The sequence below is a fragment of the Candidatus Pelagibacter bacterium nBUS_44 genome (genome assembly GCF_051200895.1).
Taxonomy (GTDB): Bacteria; Pseudomonadota; Alphaproteobacteria; order Pelagibacterales; family Pelagibacteraceae; genus Pelagibacter.
The window spans coordinates 1-23,421 of record NZ_CP172838.1; the positions used below are offsets into that span (position 1 = coordinate 1).

The window sequence follows — 23,421 nt, forward strand, 5'->3', positions numbered from 1 at the left end:
AATGAATTCTACAATCATAGATTTAATTTATTTTTAAAAAAAAAAATTAAGTAGTTGCAAATTCTTTTATTTCGTTCTAACTGAGATTTTCCTACAAGTTATGAACAAATCTACAAATATAAATAATTTAAACAGTTTTAAGTCTGAAAATTTTGATTGGAAATTAGTTCAGTCTGAAATGAAAAATAAGCTAGGACTAGACGTTTATGAGAGCTGGCTTAAAAAAATTACTTTTGTGGATGAATTTAATAATTATTTATTATTGTCTGTTCCAACAAGATTTATTAGAGACTGGATTACATCAAGATACATTGATCAAATTTTGCAAATAATTCGTTTATATAAAAAAGATATTATTAGAATTGAATTTAAAATTGATGACAAAAATACAAATCAAAATCTTGAAAATGTAAATGTTAATGAACAATTACCTGATAGAAGTGAAAATGTATCATTTATAAAAGATTCTTATCTCCAGTATAATCGAATTGATCCAAATAAAAGATTCGACAACTTTATAACTGGTACAAGCAATAAACTAGCTTATGAAGCATCGTTAAAAGTTTCAGAAAATATATCTCATTATAATCCACTTTACATTTATGGTGGTGTGGGAATGGGTAAAACCCATTTATTAAACTCAATTGGAATTGAACTTAAAAAAAATAACAAAGTAATGTTTATATCTGCTGAACGGTTTATGTATCAGTTTGTGAAATCGATCAAAGCTAATGATATGGTTAAATTTAAGGAATATTTTAGAAATACCGATATTTTATTAATTGATGATATTCAATTTATAAGTGGTAAAGAGGCGATGCAGGAAGAATTTTTTCATACATTCAATGCATTATTAGATAAAGGTTCTCAAATAATTGTATCAGCTGATAGGGCACCAAATAAACTATCAAGAATTCAAGATAGAATTAAGTCTAGATTTTCTGGTGGTTTAGTTGTTGATATTCAAAAACCAGATCTTGAACTTAGAAAAAAAATTGTTGAAAAAAAAACTGAGGAATTAAATAATTTATATGCAGATCAACTACAAGTATCAAAAGAAATACAAGATTTTATAAGTACTGAAATCACAGCAAGTGTTAGAGAATTAGTTGGAGCAATAAATAGAGTAGTTTCATTTTCTAGAATCTACAATAAAGTTCCAAATTTAGCTGAAACAAAGATTGTTTTGAAAGATTTATTAAATCTAGCTGAAAATAAAGTAACAATAGATTTAATTCAAACAACGGTGTGTAAGTTCTTCAAAATAAGTAAAAATGAAATGCTTTCATCAAGAAGATCCAGATACTTGGTTAGACCTAGACAAACTGCTATATATTTAACAAAAATTTTAACATCAAAATCTTTACCAGAGATTGGAAGAGAATTTTCTAATAGGGATCATACAACAATAATACATTCAGTTAAAACTATTGAAAAAATTAAAGAAAAAGACCCTGAGATGGTAGATAATATCAATAAACTTAAAAATCAGATATTATATAACAATAAAGATAATGAAATTTAACGCAAATCAACAAGACCTTCAGCAGGCATTAAATTTCTGTCAAGGTGTAATTGAAAAGAGAAGCACTCTACCTATATTGTCTAATATTTTATTAGACGCAAGTAATTCTAGATTAACAATTACAGCCACAGATTTAGACTTAATATTTATTCATCAATTAAATAATGTTGAAGTATTAGAAGAAGGAAGAACAACAACAACTTCTTCAATTATGTATGATATTATAAGAAAATTCACTTCTGGAAAAAAAATTAATTTATCTTTGACAGATGTCAGTAAATTACAAGTAGAGTCAGAAAAATCTATATTCAACTTAAATTGTATTAGTGCAACAGAATTTCCATTAACTGATGAAAATTTTAATCAAAATGAGTTTACAATTAAGTCTAAACAGCTTTTAAAATTATTAAATAAATGTAAATTTTCAGTTTCTAATGATGAAACAAGACATTATTTAAGTGGGATTTATTTTCATCAGACAGAAGTTGAGGATAAAAATTATTTGACAGCTGTAGCAACTGATAGTCATCGAATGTCCATTTCAAAAATAAGATTAGATCAAAAAATTGATTTTGAACCAATTATATTGCCAAAAAAAACTATTTTTCAATTATGCTCATTACTAGATAGCTATGATGGAGATGTTAAAGTATCTAATATTAAATCAAAGATAAAATTTGAGTTAAATAACAGCATATTGATTTCAAAACTCATTGATGGAAAATTTCCCAATTACATTCAGGTAATACCAAAGAATAATCAAAAAAAACTAGAAATAGATTTAAAGTCATTTTTAAATTCTGTTGATAGAGTTGCCTCTGTAAGTTTGGATAAAAAAGATGGGGTTAAATTTAATTTGTCAAAAGACACTTTAGACCTTTCGGTTAACAATACAAATAGTGGTGATGGTAAAGAAACATTAAATGTAAAATTTGATCAAGATTTAGAAATAAGTTTTAACTCAAGATACTTAATTGATGTTGCTTCGCAATTAGATGGAGAAAGAGTTGAAATATTTTTTAATGACACTGGTTCACCAGCTTTAATAAAAGATCCGGGTGATTTTGATAGTATTTTTGTAGTTATGCCTATGAAGGGTTAGTTTAACAAATTAAGCTCTTCATAAATATTATTTTCTAAAATTTTAATAAAATCTTTCTTCGAGTAACCTGCTATTATTGGTTTTAAAATTGAAATAGTTATTACTTTATTGCTATGTTTAAGACCTTTTTTAGGCCAAACATAACCTGAATTAATGGCAACGGGTTGGCAAGAAATTTTTAACTCTTCATAAATTCTTGAAGCACCCTTTTTAAAAGAAGGCCTTTCATCTGGAAGAACTCTAGTACCTTGTGGAAAGATTATTAATGGACGGTTAGAATCATTAATTACTTTAGAGATGTCTTCAAAAAACCCCAGGTTATCCTTGGTAACTTTATTTCTTTTAATTGATATTGATCCGATTTTTTTAAGATACCAGCCAAAAATTGGAATTAAAAGTAACTCTTTTTTTAAAATAAAAACTGGTGAATTGAAAATAGTTTGAAGATAAAATGTTTCAAACATTGATTGATGAGATGCAGCAATAAAAAACTTTTCATTATTTATAATATTTTCCTTACCTTTGATTATTATTTTTGTGGATAAAAAAAACTTTAGACAAATACTTGTCCAATAACCCATTAATTTGCCACCAAATAAAACAATTTTTTGAGGTAAAAAAAAAGCAGGTAAAAAAAATAATGAAATAATAATTATTCCAGAAAAAAAGAAAATTGAAAATATAAAGTTTCTTATCATTAAAGCTACATCAAATCTTTGTGCTTTTGCCTTTTTTTAATAACTCTAATTTTTGATCCTTCGATCAATAGTTCAACTGGTTTAGGTCTTAAATTGTAATTTGAACTTAGTGACATTCCATATGCACCAACATCACACATAACAACAATGTCTTTTTCTTTTAATTTCTGAAATCTTTTTAATGAAGTAAACTTGTCTGTACTTTCACAAATAGGACCTACGAATTCATATATTTTTTTTGAAATTTGGTTTTTTTTTATGGAAGGTAATATTTTGTGATTAGCACCATATAAAGCAGGTCTCATCAAGTCATTCATAGCCGCATCTAGTATAACAAAATCTTTCTGATCATTTTTTTTAATGTAAATAACTTTAGATATTAAAAAACCTATATTTCCAACTATAGATCTTCCTGGTTCAAAAATTATTTTTGTAGAATGTTTTTTTAAAAATTTTTTAATAGCAATATTATATTTACTGTAATTAAGTTTTTTACTATCATCTTCATAGGAAATTCCCATCCCTCCACCTAAATCAATAAAATTAAATTTGTGTTTAGTTTTAACAATTATTTTATCAATTATATTTAGCATTTTTTCATAGGGTTTATGGTCTAATATTTGACTTCCAATATGAACACTTAAACATTCTAAACTAATATTTTTTGAATTTTGGCAATATCTTACAAGTTCTAAAAATGTTTTTTCATTTACGCCAAATTTATTTTCTTTTTTACCAGTTGAAATTTGGCTTAAAGTTTTTGCGTCTGTATTAGGATTTAATCTGATACCAATTTGTACTTTCTTTTTCTTAATTCTGGCTATTCTATCAATTTCTTTTATTTCACTTTTAGACTCTGCATTTATTAATAATATTTTTTTATCAATAGCATAACTTATCTCGTTTGATGTTTTGCCTACACCTGAAAAAACAATTTTTTTTGGATTAATACCAGCCTTAAGAGCCATCATAAGTTCACCCAAAGAAACTACATCTGCTCCAAAACCAAATTTTTGAATTTCTCTAATTAAATTTATGTTTGTATTAGATTTAATTGCAAAACAAATTAAAGAAGAAAAGGATTTAAAATTTTTTTTGAAATTGTTAATATTTTGCCTCAATTGAGTGTGAGAATAGCAATAAGTTGGTGTATCAAATTTTTTAGCAATATCCTCTATTTTTACTTTATCAATTGTTAGTTTTTTTTTGATGTATTTCATTAAGCCTTATTTTTAAGGATTATTATCTTTTCAGTTTTTTGTTTTGGGTCTTTGTATTCTGGGTCACTTTTTTTTCCACAAGAAACTAGCAAGCAACAGATCATAAAAATAAAGCTAATTCTTTTAATCATTTTTGTTTCTTATATTTCATTATCATTTTTTTTATATTATCAAAAGCTGTTCCTCCATAAGATTTTTTTGAATTTACAGAATTCTTTAAATTAAACACTTTTAAAACGTCGTTAGTTAATTTTGGTTCAATTTTTTTTAATTCTTCTAAGCTTAATTCATCAAGTCTCTTTTTTTTCTTTTCAGCCAAATTAACAACAGCAGCTGTTTTTTGATAAGCGTTTCTAAAAGACATTGAATGATTTTTTACAAGATAGTCTGCCAGGTCAGTTGCTGTAATATACCCAGAGTTTGCAAGCTCAATCATTTTTTTTTTATTAGGACTAGAATTTTTTAGTATTTCATCAAAAACTTTAAGACAGTTGATTAAAGTATCGTTAGATTTAAAAACAATCTCCTTATCATCTTGAAGATCTTTAAAGTACGATAATGGAAGACCTTTTAAAATTGTAAGCATTGAAAACAAATTTCCATAACTATTCCCAGATTTTCCTCTTAAATATTCCAATAAATCAGGATTTTTCTTTTGAGGCATTATTGATGAGCCTGTTACAATTTTATCTGAAAGATTAATTAAATTAAAACCATCTGAGCTCCAAATAATAAGCTCTTCAGCAATTCTTGAAATATGCATCGAACAAACTGAAACGCTGTATAAAAAATCTAAAACAAAATCTCTATCAGAAACGGTATCAATTGAATTGTTTGTTGGTTTCTTAAATCCAAGTTTCTTACTTGTGTAATTTCTATCTATATTGAAAGAGGTTCCTGTTAGTGCAGCCACACCCAAAGGATTTTCATCTAAACTATCAAAATTATTTATAAATCTTTTCTTGTCTCTACTGAACATTTCAACATAAGCCATAAGATAATGAGCAAAGGAGATAGCTTGTGCATTTTTAAGATGTGTGAAGCCAGGCATAATAGTATCTATATTTTTTTCTGCTAATTTTAGTGTGCTTTTAATTATTTTATCTAAATTGAGATTAATTTCTTTAGTTGATGACTTTATCCAAATTTTAAGGTCTGTAATTACTTGATCATTTCTAGATCTTGCCGTGTGCACATAACCTGCTTCTTCACCAATTATTTGAAAAAGTCTTTTTTCAATATTCATATGAATATCTTCATATTTTTTATTGTATTCAAATTTTTTATTAGAAATTTCTTTTTCTATCTTTGTAAGACCATAAATAATTTTATTTTTAATTTTGAAAGATATTATTTTTTGCTTAAACAACATCTCTACATGAGCAATAGACCCCTGAATATCTTCTTTATAAAGTCGTTTATCAACATCAATTGAATTGCCAATTTTTTGAAATAAAGATGACGCATTTTTTTTAATACGAGTATTCCATATTGCTTGGTTGTTTTTATTTTTTGCCATGATATTTAATTATAACTATTTAACATGAGATTTTTAATATTATTTATTTTTTTGACAACTAATGTCTTTGCTAATGATGTATCTGAAATTAAAAATATTGTCATTCATAAAGATCTAAAAGTCTACGATAATGTTAACTTTTTAGATAAAAATGATAAAGAAATTAATATCAAAGAATTTAATGGAAATTTACTTTTATTAAATTTTTGGGCAACCTGGTGTGAACCTTGTAAAGAAGAGATGCCATCACTAGATAGACTTCAAATAAATGAAAATTTGAGTAATTTAAAAATTTTTGCAATCAATATATCTCAAGAAAGTGAAAAAAAAGTGGATAATTTTTTTAAAGATTTAAATATTAAAAATTTTGACCCATATTTTGATGCACCAACAACTCTCGCAAAAACATTTTCACTACGTGGTGTTCCAACTTCAATTCTTATTGATAAAGATGGAAAAGAGTTTGCAAGAATTATTGGCTCAATAGACTTTAGTGATAAAGTATTTATAAATTGGCTAAAAACTTACAATTAGTTTTTAAAAAAATAAGCAAATCCTATTAGAACTAGTATTGCTATAAATTGCAGAAGAACTCTTAGTTGCATTAATTTATTTGAATATTTTTTGCTAGTTTCTCCTCCTTTAAAAAGAGTTCCAATACCCAAAATTAAAACAATTCCTACTGCTAACAAAAGAACTATGGATAAGATTTTAACAAATATTCCTGAAATCATATAAATACTGTAGATTGTTTTAGAAAAATAAAAACCATAATTAATTAACTATGACATTTTGCCTAGATTCAATAATAATAAAGCCTGAAGAAGGAATAGAGATAAAGTACGCTATTATTTTACTTCATGGATATGGGGGTGATGGTAAAGACATAAGCATGTTAACCTTAAACTGGAAAAGGCACATGCCAAATACAGTTTTTATTTGTCCAAATGGACATGAAATTTGTCCAATAAATCCATCAGGATTTCAGTGGTTCGATCTTACTAAAGATGACAAAGATTACACACTTGATCAATCAATAAAGGCTGAGGAAAAGATTAATGTATTTATTAATGAGATCAAGCAAGAATTTAATTTAAAAAATAATCAGATATGTTTATCAGGTTTTAGTCAAGGTTGCATGATGTCATTGAATGTTGGATTAACTTCTAAAGATAAATTTTCGTGTATAGTAGGATTTTCTGGAAAAATAATTGATCAAAATAATTTGAAATTAAGAATTAAAAATTCTACAGATACTTTATTGATTCATGGTGACGCAGATCAAGTTGTACCCTCAATATATCTTTTGGAAGCTAAAGATTTTTTAATTAGAAACAATATTAACGTAGAAACACTTATGATAAAAAATTGTGATCATAATATTCCTATAGAAGCTTCAAGTACAGCTCTTAATTATATTTTAAAAAAAAATTAATACCTCTTATTATTGATAAAATTGTTTAAGTAAGTTAAAAATACTTAATGAATAATTTTATTGAACAAAATGTTTCATTAGAAAAATGTCCAGCATTAGTTCTTAATGCTGATTATAGACCACTAAGTTATTATCCTTTATCTTTATGGTCTTGGCAAGATACTGTAAAATCTGTTTTTTTAGATAGAGTTATAATTGTAAGTAATTATGAAAGAATCATAAGAAGTCCTTCATTTAATATGCAATTACCAAGTGTTATTGCGTTGAAAGATTATATAGTTCCACAAACAAGACCTAGCTTTACAAGGTTTAATGTCTTTTTGAGAGATAAGTTTTCTTGCCAATATTGTGGAAGTAGCGAGGAGCTAACTTTTGATCACTTGTTGCCAAGATCAAAAGGTGGTGAAACTAATTGGGACAATGTTGTAACTGCATGCTCTGCATGTAATGTAAAAAAGGGTGGTAAATTACTAAAAAACTCGGATATGATGCTTAATCAACATCCTTATCGTCCATCAACTGAGGATCTGCATAAAAATGGTAAAAATTTTCCCCCTAATTATTTACACAAAAGTTGGATGGACTATTTATACTGGGATGTTGAGTTAGAAGCCTAGATTTTTTCAGAAATATTTATTGCAATTTTTGAGCCTGTCTTAATAATTTTATCTAATAATAAATAGGGCCCTTTTTTTGTGGCACCTTCATCGTAAGCTATATCTTTATGATCTATTTCATCTTGTCTAAATTTTGTAATCTTCTTTTTTAAGTCTTTTTCGCTAACATCTAGTTGATTAATTTGATTTAAATAATGTTTATCTATAACTTCTTCAACAGAAGCAGTACACAGCATAGCAGCTTTTTTTCCTAATAATGTTGAGCCAAACCCTAAGCCAACACCCAACAAATCCCATAAGGGTAAAAATTTTGTTGGTTGAATGTTTCTTTTTTTAATTTCATTTTCAAAAAATTCACAATGTTCCTTTTCATGCTCTTTCATATCTTCAATAGTTTTTTTAAGATTTTCATCTTTTACAAAAGTATTTAAGGCTAATAGTTGTCCCTCATAAATCTTGACAGCTCCTCTCTCTCCAGCGTGGTCAACTCTTATAAATTCTTCAACTTTTTTTTTATTAATTTTTGTCATAATTAAAATAAATTTTTCCAGCACCAAAAGTAATTAGTAACGATATTAAAATATTATAGCTTGTAAGTGATAATCCAAACATTTTAAATGTTACATCTTTGCAGCTAACACTTTTTTCTTGTAATTGCTCTAAAATTTCTTCTTTTGACAATAAATTTGATCCACTTTTTAGGTCACAAACTAACGACTCTTGAATAAAACCTTGCTCAATACCTAAGTGATATAGTGATAGAGCAGCGCTAACTAGAAATATAATTGTGAGCAAAAGTATAAAAAATTTTTCGAATAGAATAAATTTATAATTAAGAAAAACTATTATTATAGCCAACAAGTATGGAATTCTCTCTAATACACAGAGATTACAAGGTTGATGACCAAGAACATATTCAATAAAGAATGCAGATACTAAAGAAATAATACTGACAAAAAAAATGAACTTTATTAATAAATTTTTACTATTTTTAACCATTAAATTTTAAAACAAAATATATAAATACAAATATTATAACTATTAAAATCCCAATAGCAGTAAACCATTTTGATCCATGATTGTTCATATATTCAGTAAATAATTCTCCAAATTTATAAGATAAAAATGCAACGATAAAAAATCTAAGGCTTCTTGAAATTAAACTGACAATTATAAAAACTGGTAGATTGAAAGCAATTAAGCCACTAGCTATTGTAAAAGCTTTATAGGGTAAAGGCGTAAAGCCTGCTAAAAAAAGTATACTTAACCAAGCAAGAAAGCCATTTCCCTCAGACATGTTTGATTTCAAATCTTTAACCTTATCCTCATAATTATAAAACTCGATAACATGCATTGCTAAATCAAAAAATAAGTAGCCAATTAAATATCCTAAAATACCTCCTAAAACTGAAAATAAAGATGCTATTAAAAATATTTTGATAAATTCTTTTTTTTTAGCAATAACCATTGGAATAATCATTACATCTGGTGGTATTGGAAAAAATGAACTTTCAATAAAAGATACAAGACCTAAATAAAAATTTGAACTTTTATGTGCAGCTAGATTTAAACATTTTTTGTAAAGTGTTTGAAACATTTTTTGGTTTTAATATAAATTTAGTTCTTATACTATTTAAATATAATTAATTGGATATAATGGGCGAATGGCGGAACTGGTAGACGCGCACGACTCAAAATCGTGTTTCGCAAGAAGTGAGAGTTCGATTCTCTCTTCGCCCACCAAAAAAATATGAATTTAGATAACTTAAACAACTTAATTGAATTATTTTCTCATCAAGCAGAAAAATAAAACAAAAAAAGTATTTTTTTACAATGGTTAAATCCAAATAATAAAAAAATATATACTTGGGAGGAAACACAAAAAAATATTTTAAAATTATCAAAAATAATTAAAAAAAACATAAAAGAAGGTGATAGATGTCTCTTAGTTTCTGAAAACAGACCAGAATGGTTTGTCTCAGATATGGCAATAATGTTATCAGGTGGAATTACTGTTCCTGCATATACCACATACACAGAAGAGGATTATAAGTATTTAATTGAAGATTGTGAACCCAGTCTAATTATAGTTTCGAACAATGAGATGCTAAAAAAATTAAGCAATACAATTAATGAAAAAAAATTTATTAAAAAAGTCATAACATTAGATGAAGTTAATAAAGTAATTCATAATTTAAATATAATAAATAAAGATAAGTATTTAGACTTTAATATCATATTAAATAATGACTTATTAGAAGAAGATAAGATTAAAAATGACAAATTAAAAAGAACTTCTCCTGCTTGCATAATCTATACATCTGGGACTGGCGGAAATCCAAAAGGAGTAATTCTTAGTCATGGGGGTATTTTAAATAATCTTGTAGGTGCTTGTGAAATTATGAAACCATTATTTAATTCAAGACCAGTGTTTTTAACATGGCTTCCACTCTCTCATTCATATGAACACTGTGTACAGTTTGCCCAGATAGCAGTTGGAGCAAAAGTTTATTATGCTGAAAAAATAGAAAAACTTTTAGAAAATATATCTGAAGCGAAACCGACAATTATGACAGCTGTACCAAGATTTTATCAAAATCTTTACAACAAAATTAATATTAATTTAAAGAAACAAACAGGATTAAAAGTTAAATTAATTGAAGCAACTCTTAGGTTGGGTAAGAAAAAATTACTTAACCAAAAAATGAGCTTTTATGAAAACATAATAAATTTGATAGTAGAGACATTAGTAAGAAAAAAAATAAAAAAACAATTTGGTGGAAATTTAAAAGCTTTTATTTCAGGTGGAGGAGCTCTAGATAAAGAAATAGGAGAATTTTTGAATTCTGTAGGATTACCTACACTTCAAGGTTATGGTTTAACAGAAACATCACCAGTAGTAAGCTGTAATCCTATACACAAAATAAGGGTGGAATCTGTTGGCCCTCCTTTTAAAGGTAATCAAGTTAAAATTGCTAATGATGGAGAAATTTTAGTCAAAGGGGAAAACGTAATGTTAGGTTATTGGAATAAAAAAGAGGAAACCGAAAAGGTAATTATTAATGGATGGCTTTATACAGGAGATATAGGAGAAATAGATTCAAAAGATGGTTATTTAAAAATTACTGATAGAAAAAAAGACATTATTGTGAGTGCAGGTGGAGATAATATTTCACCAGCTAAAATTGAAAACATGATTACAAATGAACCAGAAATTGATCAATGTATGGTTTATGGAGATAAAAAAAATTATTTAGTTGCTTTAGTAGTGCCTAATAAAGAATTTTTAAATCAACAAGAAAAAATTCAAAACATAATTGAAAAAACAAATAATAAATTAACTTTATTGGAAAAAATTAAAAAAATTCAATTAATAGATGAAAATTTTTCTATAGAAAATGGCTTGATGACACCCACAATGAAAGTAAAAAGAAAAAAAGTAACAGAAAAATATAAAAATCAATTAGAAAAACTTTACTAAATAATATTTTATTAATTGTTTATTATCCGCATAAACATTAACTAAATTAAATAAATAAAATTATAAAATAAAATTAAAAATAATTTTTTAAAATTTACATTTTAATTAAAGAATTGACATAACTTGTATAAAAAAATAAAAATATGTTAATAACGAATCAACTTGATTCGTTTAACTTAAACAGGGAGCTAAAGATGCCTAAGAAAAGAAAAAAAGCTGCTAAAAAAACAAAAAGAAAAGCAGCAAAGAAAACTAAGAAAAAAGCTAAAAAGGCTAAAAAAGCTAAGAAAAGAAAAAGATAGTAATTTACTAATCTTTACTAAAAACGCTTCTCATTACGTATTATATGAGAGGCGTTTTTTTTATTCGTCTAAATTTTCGTCTGTATCGGTGGTAGGTTCTTCAGTAGGTAAATCTGTTGTAGGTGCTTCTTGCACAGTTGTTGCTGGCTGAGCTTGCCCTCCAAGATTTCTCTTTAAAGCTTTATCTAGTTTTTTTTGAGTATCTTCTAACGAGACATTTAAAACAATTTGAAATTCTGATAAAATTCTTTCATATGCTTTTTCAAACAATTGTCTTTCACTGTAAGATTGATCAACCATAAGGTCATCACCTTTATTTAAATCTCTTACTACCTCAGCTAACTCATAAATTTTACCTGAAGAAATTTTAGCTTCATACTCCTGGGCTCTTCTGCTCCACATTGACCTTTTTATTTTCGGTTTACTTTTAAGAATAGATATACATTTATTTACTTGATTTATCGTTGCTAGGGATCTTAAGTGAGATTGTTTATTTACTGGTACCATTCCATTAGCTTTATCTTTTTCAAACTTAATGACATAAGTTTCAACATCAATTCCACCTATATTTATTTTTTTAAACTCAGTGATTTGACCCACACCATGTTTTGGATAAACAACATGATCTTTAATTTTATATTCTCTTTTTTCAGTTTCTTGTTTTTTTACCTTTTTAATTTCAGGTTTGATTTCGTTACTTTTAGAAATTCTTAGGTTATCAGTTTTTGCCTCTTCTTTTATTTCAGAAACTTTTACTTTTTTTTTTGTTTTTATTAATTTTGGAGTTATTTTCTTTGATACTTTTTTGGTTTTTTTAGCTACAACTTTTTTAATTTTTTTTGCTTTATCTTTAATTATTTTTTTTGTTTTATTTACTTTTTTGACAGTAACTTTTTTTTTCACTTTTTTTTCAGATTTAGTTTTAAAGATTTTCTTTAAAATATTTTTCGTACTTATTTTGCTCATTTTTAAATTTTTCGTGATCCGTTAGAGGATCTTTTTTTACACTTATGTTAGGCCAGATTTCAGAATATTTTTTATTGATTTCTAGCCATTGTTCGCTTCCAGGTTCAGTATCTGCTTTAATGGCATCTACTGGGCACTCTGGCTCACAAACGCCACAATCTATACACTCATCAGGTTTAATTACAAGCATATTTTTGCCTTCATAAAAACAATCCACCGGACAAACATCAACACAGTCTGTCAATTTACACTTAATACATTTGTCGTTAACTATATAAGTCATTTTGATTTATTTTTAATTTTGTTCTTAATATCTCCCATAGTTTTACTGTCAATATAAAGTAAACCCGCCAAACGTCTCATTAAATTTGTTTCATAGATATCAGCTTCATTATTTGAATAAATTATAGACCACATGGCTTCTATAATTTTAATTTTATCAGTTTCAGATAAGTTTTTTACTTCTTTTGTAAAATCTAAAATTTGATTTGAATTTTCTTCAACAGATATAGCGTCTTCAATAATTTGAGTTACGGTATTTTTTTTGGCACCCAACTCTAGCAGAGTTTTTTTAATAATTTCTTCTTCATTTTCAGTATAGTTTTCATCAATTTTAGCTGCATGAATTAATAGCGCACATGTTTTAACTAAGAAGTTATTTTCTGTATTGGCTGAACTTTTTTTAAAAAACATGCAATTTAATTAAGATTTAAATTCTTTAAAATTTTAAATGGATTTTCGCTTGAAACTTTTTTTATTGAATTTTTTTTATATTTTTTAATTGGATTATATTTAAAATAAGTATCATCATCTTTTTCAAATATTTTATAATTCATTTTTTGTAAAAGTTTTTTGAAATTGTCCTTGCTGCACCCTAATAAGTTTAACATTTCCGGTATTATTTTAACTTCTTTATTTTCTTTTGAATTTGGTGAATTTATAATTAGTACAAATAACCTTTCTAGGATGTCTATCCTTACAAAAAAAGTATCAAATTTTTCAAAGCCACACAAAAGCATGAAATTTTTATTTTTATGCTCTTTGTCATCTAAAAAATTTAAACCAAAGGTAGGTAGCTTAATGTTATAATAGCTTTGATGAAAATTCTTCCACAACAATGTTCTTAATGATACCGCCTCTGGTTTGATTAATTGATATAAAAAAACATGGTATCTGCCAAATTTTACACCAAGGTCTCTTAAAATTTTTCTTTCATCCTGACCAAGAGATTTTAGATATTCTGATACCTGTTCTCTTTTTAACACACCATTATTTTCATAAAGTTGATATGCTAAAGCTTTGATTGATGAATTTTTATCTTTAAGATTTTTTAGATCAACTAGGCTTTTAAGAACCGAAGTAATTTTATTATGTATCCATTTTCCAATGTATTCACCAAGCTTTTGTTTTTGAGTAGGTTCAATAATATCATCAATTATTAGTTCAAAATTTGGATTTAAATAATCATGACCAGATGATAATTTAGCAATAGGAAAATCGTTCCAATAAATTTTAAAGTCTTTATTTAATTCAATTAGCCCAGTATCAATTATCATTTGAATTCTTTTTTCTAACTCTGGACCAATAGTTTGTCTTGCTGCTTTTTTTAAAGATTTAATGTCTGTCTCTAAGGCACCTTTTTTTAAATCTAGCACTAATTTAAGTCCATTTATTTTACCAATGAATTGTTCATCTATTAGCACATCATTGTTTTCAAGTATTTCTGTTTTGAATTCCATATCCTGTTTCAAGCCTCTTGCTAGAACACTTGCCCTTTTGTCAATAAATGTTTTAGTAAGTTCTTCATGAAGTCTGTCTGAAAGTCTATCTTCTAGATGTTTTGTTTTTTCAATCCAATAGTTTTGATTTTCTGTCCAATTATTTTTATTAGAAACATAAGACCAAGTTCTAACATTTGCAATTCTATTTGATAAAGAATCTACATTTCCCTCTAATTTATCAAGTTTTATCAGCTGTAATCTCATAAACTCATCTGTAATTTGCTGTTTTCCACTACTTAAATATTTAAAAACATTTCCAATCACCTCGTAATGATTTCCATACGTTTTTTTTACAAAATCAGGTATCTGACAACATTCCCATAAAAGACTAAGTAACTTTTTATCAAAATCTAAATTTATAAGACTTTTATCTTTTAAAAAATATTTAAGAGCTTTTTCATCCTCACATTCATGAATTTTACGCAACCATCCCATCTGTGGTTTTTCCTCTAAAGACTTGATCAAACTAAGAGGGTTGTTAAAATTCAAATTTGAGTTTCTCCAAAATAAAGTTCTAATTTCTTCAAATTTGTGGCTTTCTATCAGCTCCACATCCTCAGCTGTAATTTCTTTGCAATCACCTGTGATACCAAAACTTCCATCATTTAAATATCTTCCAGCTCTACCAGCAATTTGTCCTATTTCAGATAAATTTAATTTTCTTAATTTTTTTCCATCAAATTTTTTTAGATTTGAAAAAAAAACATAATCTAAGTCCATATTAATGCCCATTCCTATTGCATCAGTTGCTACTAAAAAATCAACATCACCTGACTGATAAAGTTCTACTTGTGAGTTTCTTGTTTTTGGACTCAATGATCCCATTACAATTGCTGCTCCACCTTTTTGCCTTCTAATTAATTCAGCTATTGCATAAACTTCTTCCGCTGAAAAAGCTATTATTGCTGTTTTTCTGTTTATTCTTGAAATTTTTTTATGACCTGCGTATGTCAGTTTTGATAATCTTTCCCTATTTATAAATTCAATATCTCCATCTAGTTTTGAAATTATATTTTTAATAGTGTTAGAGCCCATAAGCATAGTAAGTTTTTCACCCCTAATGTTTAAAAGTCTATCGGTAAAAATGTGACCTCTTTCATGATCTGCACACATTTGAATTTCATCTACACCAACAAAATCTAAATGTTTATCAATTGGCATAGACTCCACAGTGCACAAGAAGTATTTAGCATTTGTTGGAATAATTTTTTCTTCACCTGTTATTAAGGCGACTTTATCTACACTAATTTTTTTTATTACTTTGTCGTAAACTTCTCTGGCTAACAATCTTAAAGGAAAGCCTATCATGCCTGACTCGAATGAGAGCATTGTCTCAATAGCAAGGTGGGTTTTGCCTGTATTTGTAGGTCCAAGAACAGCAGTAATTTTGTGTTTAGTCATTTCTACCTTTGGTGTACTTTTTTTTTTACCTACCAGATATTGTTGGTGTTAAAGAACAAAAATGGACTAAAACATGACCGAATCGGAGGGTAAAAAGTTCTCATTTTGCTTATAAAGTTCTTATAGATTAGCATAAATAATTTTAATTCTATAATAATAAATTACATAAAAAATATGACCAAAAAACTTTGGCAATCATCTTTAAATCAAAAAAAAAATTCAAATTTATTTCAATTTGAAAAATATATTTCAAATAAATTTAATATAAAACTGAATAATGATTTTAAGAAGATTTTAGATTGGAGCATTAAAAACTCATCAGACTTTTGGAGCTCTTTTTGGGATTTTGCTAAAATTAATGGAATAAAAAGTAATAAAAAAATCAAAAAATCAAAAATATTTTACAAAAATTTATTTTTACCGGGAAGTAAATTGAATTTTGCTAATAATTTATTAGCTAAAAACAATAAAGAAAAAGCAGCAACCTTTATTAGTGAAAATGGCTTTAGAGAAGAAAGAAATTGGCAAAAATTAAATGAAAGCACTAATAAATTAGTGCAGTTTTTAAAAAACAAAAAAATTAAAAAAAAAGATAGAGTTGCAGCTTATATGCCAAATACCATAGAAACTGTGGAGGCTTTTATTGCCACTTCTGCGATTGGTGCTATTTGGTCTTCTTGCTCCCCCGATTTTGGAGTTAAAGGTGTAATTGAAAGATTTTCTCAAATAAATCCAAAAATATTATTTATAACAGATCAATATTTTTATAATGGCAAACAAATTAATATCATAGATAGACTTCCAGAAATTTTAAAAGCAATTCCTTCAATAAAAAATGTTGTAGTAACAAACTATCCTGGAAAAAGTTATATAAAATATAAAAAGAAAATTAAAAAGGTAAACCTAACCTCATGGATAAAATTGATGAAAATCAACATCAAGGATATGATTTATCCTAATTTTGATTTTGAACATGAACTTGCTATACTTTATTCAAGTGGAACTACTGGTAAACCAAAATGTATTTGCCACAGAACTGGTGGTGTATTAATTCAACACAAAAAAGAACATCAATTACATTGTGATATAAAAGAAGGTGATAATGTTTTTTACTTCACGACATGTGGCTGGATGATGTGGAATTGGTTAATAAGTTCCTTAGCATCAAAAGCTTCAATTGTTTTATTTGATGGATCTCCAATGTTTAAAAAAGATGATTTATTATTAAAAATTGCTGATAAGGAAAAAATTACATTATTGGGTGTTAGTGCAAAATATATTGATGCGCTTCGTAAGTTTAAGCCAACTATAAAATATAGATATAAACTTAATAAATTAAAAACGATATGTTCTACTGGCTCACCACTTTCGAATGATGGATTTAAGTATGTTTATCAAAATATTAAAAAAGATGTTCATTTGTCATCAATTTCGGGTGGAACCGATATAGTATCATGTTTTGTTTTAGGAAATATATATCAACCAGTATATATGGGCGAAATTCAGAATAAGGGTTTAGCTTTAAATGTTGATATTTTAAATGATAAAGGAAAGTCTATTAAAAACAGTAAAGGTGAATTAGTTTGTAAAAATCCATTTCCAACAATGCCTTTAAAATTTTGGAATGACAAAAATGATAATAAATTCAAAGACGCATATTTTAATCGTTTTCCAAATACTTGGCATCATGGTGATTTTGCTGAAATAAAAACAACTAGAGGATTTGTTATTCATGGAAGATCAGACACAACATTAAACCCTGGCGGTGTTAGACTTGGAACAGCTGAGATTTATTCAGAAGTTGAAAAGTTTAAGGAGATAAAAGAGTCAATAGTAGTAGGACAATCTTGGGATAATGACATTAGAATTGTTTTATTTATTGTTATGAATACAAAATTTTTTCTTACCGAAGATTTGTTAAAAAAAATCAAGGCTCAAGTAAGAAAGAATGCTTCTCCAAGACATGTTCCAAGTAAAGTAATTGTAGTCAAAGATATTCCAAGAACTAAAAGTGGTAAAATAGTTGAACTAGCTGTAAAAAATACCATAGAAGGAAATAATATTAAAAACGAAGAAGCTTTGGCAAACCCTAAAGCATTAGAACAATTTAAGGGTTTAAAAGAATTAAGTACTTAAATGTTAAAAGATTTAGTTAAAAATTTAAAACCATCATCTACTCTTCTGATTAATGAAACATCTAGAAAATTAGAAGAACAAGGTAAAAAAATATTTAGATTTGGATTTGGACAATCACCATTTAAGGTGCCAGAGAGTATAGTTGAAGAGTTAAAAAATAATGCACATCAAAATAAATATTTGCCAATGCAAGGTTTATCTGAGTTGAGGGATGTGGTCGCAAAATACACATCGAGCAAAAAAAATTATAATTATAAATCTGAAAATGTAATTATAGGACCTGGCTCAAAAGAATTAATGTTTTTACTACATGTAATTTTTGATGGAGAAATTATCTTACCTGCACCTAGCTGGGTTTCTTATGCTCCACAAGCCATACTAGGTAGAAATAAAACACAAATTTTACAAACAAAAAGAGAGAACAATTGGTTTCCAACTGCTTTAGACATTGAAGAAATTATTTTAAAAGATCAAAATAAAAATTATTTATTATTCTTAAATTCACCAAATAATCCATCTGGTCAAATTTGTGAAAATTTAGAGGAAATTGCAGATATGGCTAAAAAATATAATCTTATTATTCTGTCTGATGAAATATATTCAGAGTTAAGTTTTAAAAATAATTATCAATCTATTTCTAATTTTTGTCCTGAAAAAACAATTATTAGCACTGGATTAAGCAAATGGTGTGGAGCTGGTGGATGGAGATTAGGTTATTTCCTAGTTCCAAACTCATTAAAAGAAATTAAAAATATGATCAATGTGTTAGCAAGTGAAACTTTTTCTGCTGTGAGCGCACCCATTCAATATGCAGCAATAAGGGCTTACAATAATGATCACTCACATTATATTGATAAATCTAGAAAGATTTTAAGTGCAGTTGGTAACTATGTTTATGAAAATCTAAAATCTAATAAAGTTTTAATCAGTAAACCTCAAGGTGGATTTTATTTAATGCCTGAGTTTTTAAATAAAAAATTTAATACCTCATCAGAAATGTGTGACAGTATATTAAAGGATACAGGTGTAGCTTTGTTACCTGGATCTGATTTTGGTTTTGATCAAAAAAAAATGTTAGCAAGATTAAGCTTTACTGATTTTGAGGGTCAAAAATTTATGAATAAAATTGATGCAAATCAAAAAATCGATAATAATCTTATTAATGAACTTGCTCCTAAAATTATTGAAGGTGTTAATAAGTTAAAAAAATGGTCTGAATCAATATAAAATCTGACTATACATATCTAATTAATTACGATTAAATTAACTTTTAAAAATAACGATATAGAGGGAGAATAAATGAAAAAAATAATTACATCTCTATCGAGTGCTTTACTGATATTAGCTGCATCATTATCTTTAACTGGTGTTGCAAAATCAGCTGAGTTCTTCACGATAGGAACTGGCGGACCCACTGGAGTTTATTTCCAAACAGGTAATGCTATTTGTAAAATGTTGCACAAGTCAGCAATAAGTGCTGAGCATGGAAGAAAAAAAGGTACAGCTAAAGCATACAGATGTACTGCACCATCAACTGGTGGATCAAATTATAATATTGGTCAAATAGTAGCTGGTGAGTTTCAATTTGGTGTAGCTCAATCAGATTGGCAATATCATGCTGTAAACGGATCTAGTAAATGGGAAGGAAAACAATACAGTGATTTAAGAGCTGTATTTTCAGTTCATAATGAGCCTTTTCAAATTTGGGCTAGAAAAAAAGCAAAGATCAAAGATTTTGCTGGATTAAAAGGAAAAGTAGTTAACATTGGTAACCCTGGTTCAGGACAAAGAGGAACTATGGAAGAGCTGATGAAAGCTATGGGTGTTGATAATAGTTATTTTAAATCAACAACTGAACTTACATCCTCAGAACAAGTAAAAGCTTTATGTGATGGTAAAATTGATGCTTTTGGTTATTCAGTAGGTTTTCCTAATGGTGCCATGGAACAAGCAGCAACTTGTGCTGCTAAAGCCTCTCCAATAAATTTAACAGGTTCTGAGGTTCAAGGTTTAATAAGTGGTGCTGACTATTATGCACAAGCTATTATTCCTAAAGGAACTTATACAGGTCAGAAAAAGGATGCTACAACTTTTGGTGTAAAAGCTACCGTTGTAACTTCTGCTGATGTTTCTGAAGAACTTGTATATTTAGTTGTAAAAGCTGTGATGGAAAATTTTGATGATTTCAAAAAACAACATCCTGCTTTTGGATTTTTGGAAAAGAAAAACATGATTAAAGATGGTTTATCTGCTCCACTACATCCAGGTGCAATCAAATACTACAAAGAAGCTGGGTTAATGTAATATAATTTACTTAATTAAAGAAAAAGGCCTGATTTTTATTGGGCCTTTTTTTTATAATAAGGTATCATTTTTATAATGAATCAAGCTATCAATGAAAAAGTAAAAAGTAAAATTAGCGAAGATCTTTCTCCAACAAAAAATTTTACTGGTTTACATTTGAAAATTGTTGCAGCTATTGCAATTATATGGTCATTATTTCAACTTTGGTATGCATCACCTTTTCCTTTCTGGTTTAATATTGGAATGTTTAAAGGGCTTCCAGCAAGAGCTATTCATTTAGGTTTTGCTTTAACTTTAGCTTTTTTAATTTATCCAACTATTAAAGGAAAAAAGATATCTTTATTGGATATCATAATTAGCGTTACAGGGGCTTTTTGCTGTCTCTACATTTATTTTTTTTATGATCAACTCGTTGATCGTGGGGGAGTACTTTTAAATATTATAATTGTAGAAAATTTTAATCTACCTGTTGAGTTAATTATTGGTAGTTGTGGTATTTTGATTTTGCTTGAGGCAACCAGAAGAGCAATAGGTTTACCACTTGTTATCATCGCTGTTTGTTTTTTGTTATTTTCTTATTTTGGAAGATATGCTCCAGAAATTATTTCACATGGGGGACTTTCGCTAAATAGATTAGTTGGCTTCCAATGGCTTGATCAAGAAGCTATATTTGGAATTCCAATTGGTGTTTCTGTAGATTTTATTTTTTTATTTGTTCTGTTTGGTGCCCTATTAGAAACAGCAGGAGGGGGAAAATATTTCCTAGACTTAGCTTTTGCAATGGTGGGAAAAATGAGAGGTGGACCTGCTAAAGCAGCAATTCTAGGCTCAGGAATGACAGGTTTAATTTCTGGCTCATCCATAGCCAACACAGTGACTACAGGAACCTTCACTATTCCAATTATGAAGAAAACTGGTTTTTCAAAAGAAAAAGCGGGTGCTATTGAGGTTTCATCTTCTGTTAATGGTCAATTGATGCCACCTGTAATGGGAGCTGCAGCTTTTGTAATGGCAAGTTTTATTGGGGTTACGTATTTTGAAATTGTGAAGCATGCTTTTTTACCTGCTATAATTTCATACGTAGCACTATTTTATATATCTCACTTAGAAGCTTTAAAATTAAATTTAAAAGGAATGGAAGAAGAAGATGTGCCAAATTTGAAAAAAACATTTCTTTCTGGTCTTCATTTTTTGATACCTATTTTTGTATTAATTTATATGCTGGTTTACCTTAGGTTTACCGCCTCCTATTCTATTTTTTACGCAACTATTTCACTCATTTTTGTTAATTTAATTTATTTAACTATTAAAGGTGAGAATTTAAAAAACTCACTTAAAGTTTGGTTTAATCAAACTATTGTAGGTTTTGAAAAAGGCGCTTTAAATATGGTTGGTGTTGGAATTGCTATAGCAACAGCTGGTATAATAGTTGGAGCTGTTGGATCAACAGGATTAAGTACAAACTTAATTATAGTTATCGAGTCAATTGCAAAAGACAATGTTTCAATATTATTATTTTTAACAATAATACTATGTTTATTATTAGGAATGGGGTTACCAACAACAGCAAATTATGTGGTTGTTGCCTCATTAATGGCAACAGTTTTAGTTGATGTTGGTAATGCGTCAGGATTTATCTTTCCATTAATAGCAGTTCATTTATTTGTGTTTTATTTTGGTTTAATGGCAGATGTAACACCTCCAGTGGGTCTTGCATCATATGCCGCTGCCGCCATTTCAGGAGGCGATCCTTTAAAAACTGGTCTCCAAGCATTTTGGTATAGTTTGAGAACAGGAATACTACCAATTGTTTTTTTATTTAATCATGAATTACTTTTAATAGGAGTAGAAAATATTTGGCATGCATTAGTTGTTATTATCACTTCTTTAACTGGAATATTAGTATTTACTTCAGCAACGCAAGGCTGGTTTATTAATAAATTAAAATGGTATGAAATAGTTATTTTTTTAATAATTTCTCTCTCGTTATTGTCTCCTGAGTTTGTTCTTAATAAATTTTATCCTAAATATAATTATCAAAATGTTAGTGCAATTAATTCAGTTATATTAGATCCAAAAAAGGAAGTGCGATTTAAAATTACAAGACCCAGTCCATATGGAGAAAGATACAAATTATTTGTAATTAATAAAAATACATTTGAAAAAGAATATAATTTAGAAGATTATGGAATTAGTTTAGTAAAACAAGAAAATAGAATTGTTGTTGATAATTTAAAATGGAATGGAGAAGCTAAAAAAAGCGGGTTTGAAATGGGTGACTTCATAAGTGAATTAAAAATAGAAAATTCAAACAGACCAAATAAGGGTGTTATTTATCCTATTGCAATTTTACTTTTAATAATTTTTGGTTACTTGAATTATAGAAGAAAAGAATAATTAACCGCCTGGACCTAAATTTGAAGGTTTGACTTTTAAAATTTTCCAAATTCCAGATGCTGAAGTAATGATCTTGTCATTACATCTTAATTCACAGAATAAAAATATGAGGGTATTTGTTTTTTTTAGTATTTTGGTTAATCCTGTTATTTCATCTCCTACTTTAGAAGCACCAATAAATTTTAAATCTAGAGAAATAGTAACACAAGGTGCATTACCAGAGGCTCTGTGTGCTGCAGTGCCCGCTCCAGCATCGATTAAAGCAGATAGATAACCACCATGAGTTATTCCAGCAGCATTTAAATGATTTTCATTGATAGTAGATTTAAATTCATATTCTGTTTCTGATATTGTTCTAAATAAAACACCCCCATTATGTTTCATAAATCCTGGCTTAATACTTATTTGTTCATAATCAATGCTCATAGTTTTTTATAATACAAAAGTTAAAATTAATAAAATTATTAAAACAATTATAAAAAAATAAATTACTGATTTTTGTAATGATGCTTTTAACAACCAATCTAACATTTTAAT

At 27.5% G+C, this 23,421-nt stretch carries 22 protein-coding genes, 1 tRNA gene and 1 pseudogene; 11 read left to right on the top strand and 13 right to left on the bottom strand.

The features are described from left to right. Positions 1-100: 100 nt before the first annotated feature. A complete protein-coding gene (dnaA, locus tag ACIJYB_RS00005) occupies positions 101-1,525 on the top strand; it encodes a chromosomal replication initiator protein DnaA (RefSeq protein WP_435151045.1) in 1,425 nt (474 codons plus the stop codon). Continuing rightward, a complete protein-coding gene (dnaN, locus tag ACIJYB_RS00010) occupies positions 1,515-2,627 on the top strand; it encodes a DNA polymerase III subunit beta (protein WP_435151046.1) in 1,113 nt (370 codons plus the stop codon). Before dnaA ends, dnaN begins: the two co-directional genes overlap by 11 nt. Here the strand turns inward: dnaN and ACIJYB_RS00015 are convergent. The 4 genes from ACIJYB_RS00015 to argH are packed head-to-tail and all read right to left on the bottom strand — an operon-like array spanning position 2,624 to position 6,064. Continuing rightward, the gene (locus ACIJYB_RS00015; RefSeq protein ID WP_435151048.1) at positions 2,624-3,325 is read right to left on the bottom strand and encodes a lysophospholipid acyltransferase family protein; all 702 of its coding nucleotides are present in this window, start codon (positions 3,323-3,325) and stop codon (positions 2,624-2,626) included. The genes dnaN and ACIJYB_RS00015 overlap by 4 nt on opposite strands. Positions 3,326-3,330: 5 nt before the next feature. Further along, entirely contained in the window at positions 3,331-4,545 is a 1,215-nt protein-coding gene (gene lysA, locus ACIJYB_RS00020; protein WP_435151049.1) for a diaminopimelate decarboxylase, read from the bottom strand. After that, positions 4,545-4,676: a hypothetical protein gene (locus ACIJYB_RS00025; protein WP_435151051.1), complete on the bottom strand. Its 132-nt coding sequence runs from the start codon at positions 4,674-4,676 to the stop codon at positions 4,545-4,547. The genes lysA and ACIJYB_RS00025 overlap by 1 nt, the downstream gene beginning before the upstream one ends. Continuing rightward, the gene (argH, locus tag ACIJYB_RS00030) at positions 4,673-6,064 is read right to left on the bottom strand and encodes an argininosuccinate lyase (RefSeq protein WP_435151052.1); all 1,392 of its coding nucleotides are present in this window, start codon (positions 6,062-6,064) and stop codon (positions 4,673-4,675) included. The genes ACIJYB_RS00025 and argH overlap by 4 nt, the downstream gene beginning before the upstream one ends. A 24-nt stretch (positions 6,065-6,088) precedes the next feature. Between argH and ACIJYB_RS00035 the strand changes: the two genes are divergently transcribed. Then, positions 6,089-6,598 carry a TlpA family protein disulfide reductase gene (locus tag ACIJYB_RS00035; RefSeq protein ID WP_435151054.1) on the top strand — a complete coding sequence of 170 codons (510 nt, stop codon included), beginning with the start codon at positions 6,089-6,091 and terminating at the stop codon, positions 6,596-6,598. Here ACIJYB_RS00035 and ACIJYB_RS00040 read toward each other — a convergent pair. Beyond that, positions 6,595-6,798 (bottom strand): twin transmembrane helix small protein, encoded by a 204-nt coding sequence (locus ACIJYB_RS00040; protein ID WP_435151056.1) that lies wholly within the window; start codon positions 6,796-6,798, stop codon positions 6,595-6,597. The two genes, ACIJYB_RS00035 and ACIJYB_RS00040, sit on opposite strands and share 4 nt — an antisense overlap. Positions 6,799-6,848: 50 nt before the next feature. On the opposite strand from ACIJYB_RS00040, the gene ACIJYB_RS00045 reads away from it, so the two are divergent. Further along, positions 6,849-7,499: an alpha/beta hydrolase gene (locus ACIJYB_RS00045; protein WP_435151057.1), complete on the top strand. Its 651-nt coding sequence runs from the start codon at positions 6,849-6,851 to the stop codon at positions 7,497-7,499. A gap of 47 nt (positions 7,500-7,546) precedes the next feature. After that, positions 7,547-8,116, top strand: coding sequence for an HNH endonuclease (locus ACIJYB_RS00050; protein ID WP_435151058.1), 570 nt, complete (start codon positions 7,547-7,549; stop codon positions 8,114-8,116). Here the strand turns inward: ACIJYB_RS00050 and ACIJYB_RS00055 are convergent. Genes ACIJYB_RS00055 through ACIJYB_RS00065 form a run of 3 tightly spaced genes read right to left on the bottom strand, consistent with a single transcriptional unit; the run spans position 8,113 to position 9,713 of the window. Then, positions 8,113-8,646 carry a demethoxyubiquinone hydroxylase family protein gene (locus ACIJYB_RS00055; RefSeq protein WP_435151059.1) on the bottom strand — a complete coding sequence of 178 codons (534 nt, stop codon included), beginning with the start codon at positions 8,644-8,646 and terminating at the stop codon, positions 8,113-8,115. The two genes, ACIJYB_RS00050 and ACIJYB_RS00055, sit on opposite strands and share 4 nt — an antisense overlap. Further along, a complete protein-coding gene (locus ACIJYB_RS00060) occupies positions 8,633-9,115 on the bottom strand; it encodes a disulfide bond formation protein B (RefSeq protein ID WP_435151061.1) in 483 nt (160 codons plus the stop codon). Before ACIJYB_RS00060 ends, ACIJYB_RS00055 begins: the two co-directional genes overlap by 14 nt. Then, on the bottom strand, positions 9,108-9,713 hold the full coding sequence (locus ACIJYB_RS00065; RefSeq protein ID WP_435151063.1) for a YqaA family protein: 606 nt from the start codon (positions 9,711-9,713) through the stop codon (positions 9,108-9,110). Before ACIJYB_RS00065 ends, ACIJYB_RS00060 begins: the two co-directional genes overlap by 8 nt. Before the next feature lie 61 nt (positions 9,714-9,774). Here ACIJYB_RS00065 and ACIJYB_RS00070 point away from each other — a divergent pair. Both ACIJYB_RS00070 and ACIJYB_RS00075 read left to right on the top strand, forming a co-directional pair. Then, positions 9,775-9,859: transfer RNA gene (locus ACIJYB_RS00070), tRNA-Leu, on the top strand. A 7-nt stretch (positions 9,860-9,866) separates the two neighbouring features. Beyond that, positions 9,867-11,597, top strand: a pseudogene (locus ACIJYB_RS00075) (AMP-dependent synthetase/ligase). A gap of 362 nt (positions 11,598-11,959) precedes the next feature. Here ACIJYB_RS00075 and ACIJYB_RS00080 read toward each other — a convergent pair. From ACIJYB_RS00080 to ACIJYB_RS00095, 4 genes are read right to left on the bottom strand one after another with little or no spacing between them, the layout of a single operon-like run. Beyond that, on the bottom strand, positions 11,960-12,865 hold the full coding sequence (locus ACIJYB_RS00080) for a CarD family transcriptional regulator (protein ID WP_435151064.1): 906 nt from the start codon (positions 12,863-12,865) through the stop codon (positions 11,960-11,962). Then, positions 12,822-13,148, bottom strand: coding sequence for a ferredoxin FdxA (fdxA, locus tag ACIJYB_RS00085; RefSeq protein ID WP_435151065.1), 327 nt, complete (start codon positions 13,146-13,148; stop codon positions 12,822-12,824). Before fdxA ends, ACIJYB_RS00080 begins: the two co-directional genes overlap by 44 nt. Next, positions 13,145-13,558, bottom strand: a complete 414-nt coding sequence (locus ACIJYB_RS00090; protein WP_435151067.1) for a TerB family tellurite resistance protein — start codon at positions 13,556-13,558, stop codon at positions 13,145-13,147. Before ACIJYB_RS00090 ends, fdxA begins: the two co-directional genes overlap by 4 nt. Positions 13,559-13,563: 5 nt before the next feature. After that, positions 13,564-16,047, bottom strand: a complete 2,484-nt coding sequence (locus ACIJYB_RS00095) for a helicase-related protein (protein WP_435151069.1) — start codon at positions 16,045-16,047, stop codon at positions 13,564-13,566. 174 nt (positions 16,048-16,221) lie between these two features. Here ACIJYB_RS00095 and ACIJYB_RS00100 point away from each other — a divergent pair, with 174 nt between their 5' ends. From ACIJYB_RS00100 to ACIJYB_RS00115, 4 genes are all read left to right on the top strand, one after another. Continuing rightward, on the top strand, positions 16,222-18,183 hold the full coding sequence (locus tag ACIJYB_RS00100; RefSeq protein WP_435151070.1) for an acetoacetate--CoA ligase: 1,962 nt from the start codon (positions 16,222-16,224) through the stop codon (positions 18,181-18,183). Then, on the top strand, positions 18,184-19,410 hold the full coding sequence (locus ACIJYB_RS00105; protein WP_435151072.1) for a pyridoxal phosphate-dependent aminotransferase: 1,227 nt from the start codon (positions 18,184-18,186) through the stop codon (positions 19,408-19,410). 72 nt (positions 19,411-19,482) lie between these two features. After that, entirely contained in the window at positions 19,483-20,487 is a 1,005-nt protein-coding gene (locus ACIJYB_RS00110) for a TAXI family TRAP transporter solute-binding subunit (protein ID WP_435151074.1), read from the top strand. Positions 20,488-20,562: 75 nt separating this feature from the next. Continuing rightward, entirely contained in the window at positions 20,563-22,884 is a 2,322-nt protein-coding gene (locus tag ACIJYB_RS00115) for a TRAP transporter permease (RefSeq protein WP_435151076.1), read from the top strand. Here the strand turns inward: ACIJYB_RS00115 and ACIJYB_RS00120 are convergent, their stop codons facing one another. Next, a complete protein-coding gene (locus tag ACIJYB_RS00120; protein ID WP_435151078.1) occupies positions 22,885-23,310 on the bottom strand; it encodes a PaaI family thioesterase in 426 nt (141 codons plus the stop codon). It abuts the gene before it with no gap. Positions 23,311-23,421: the final 111 nt, after the last annotated feature.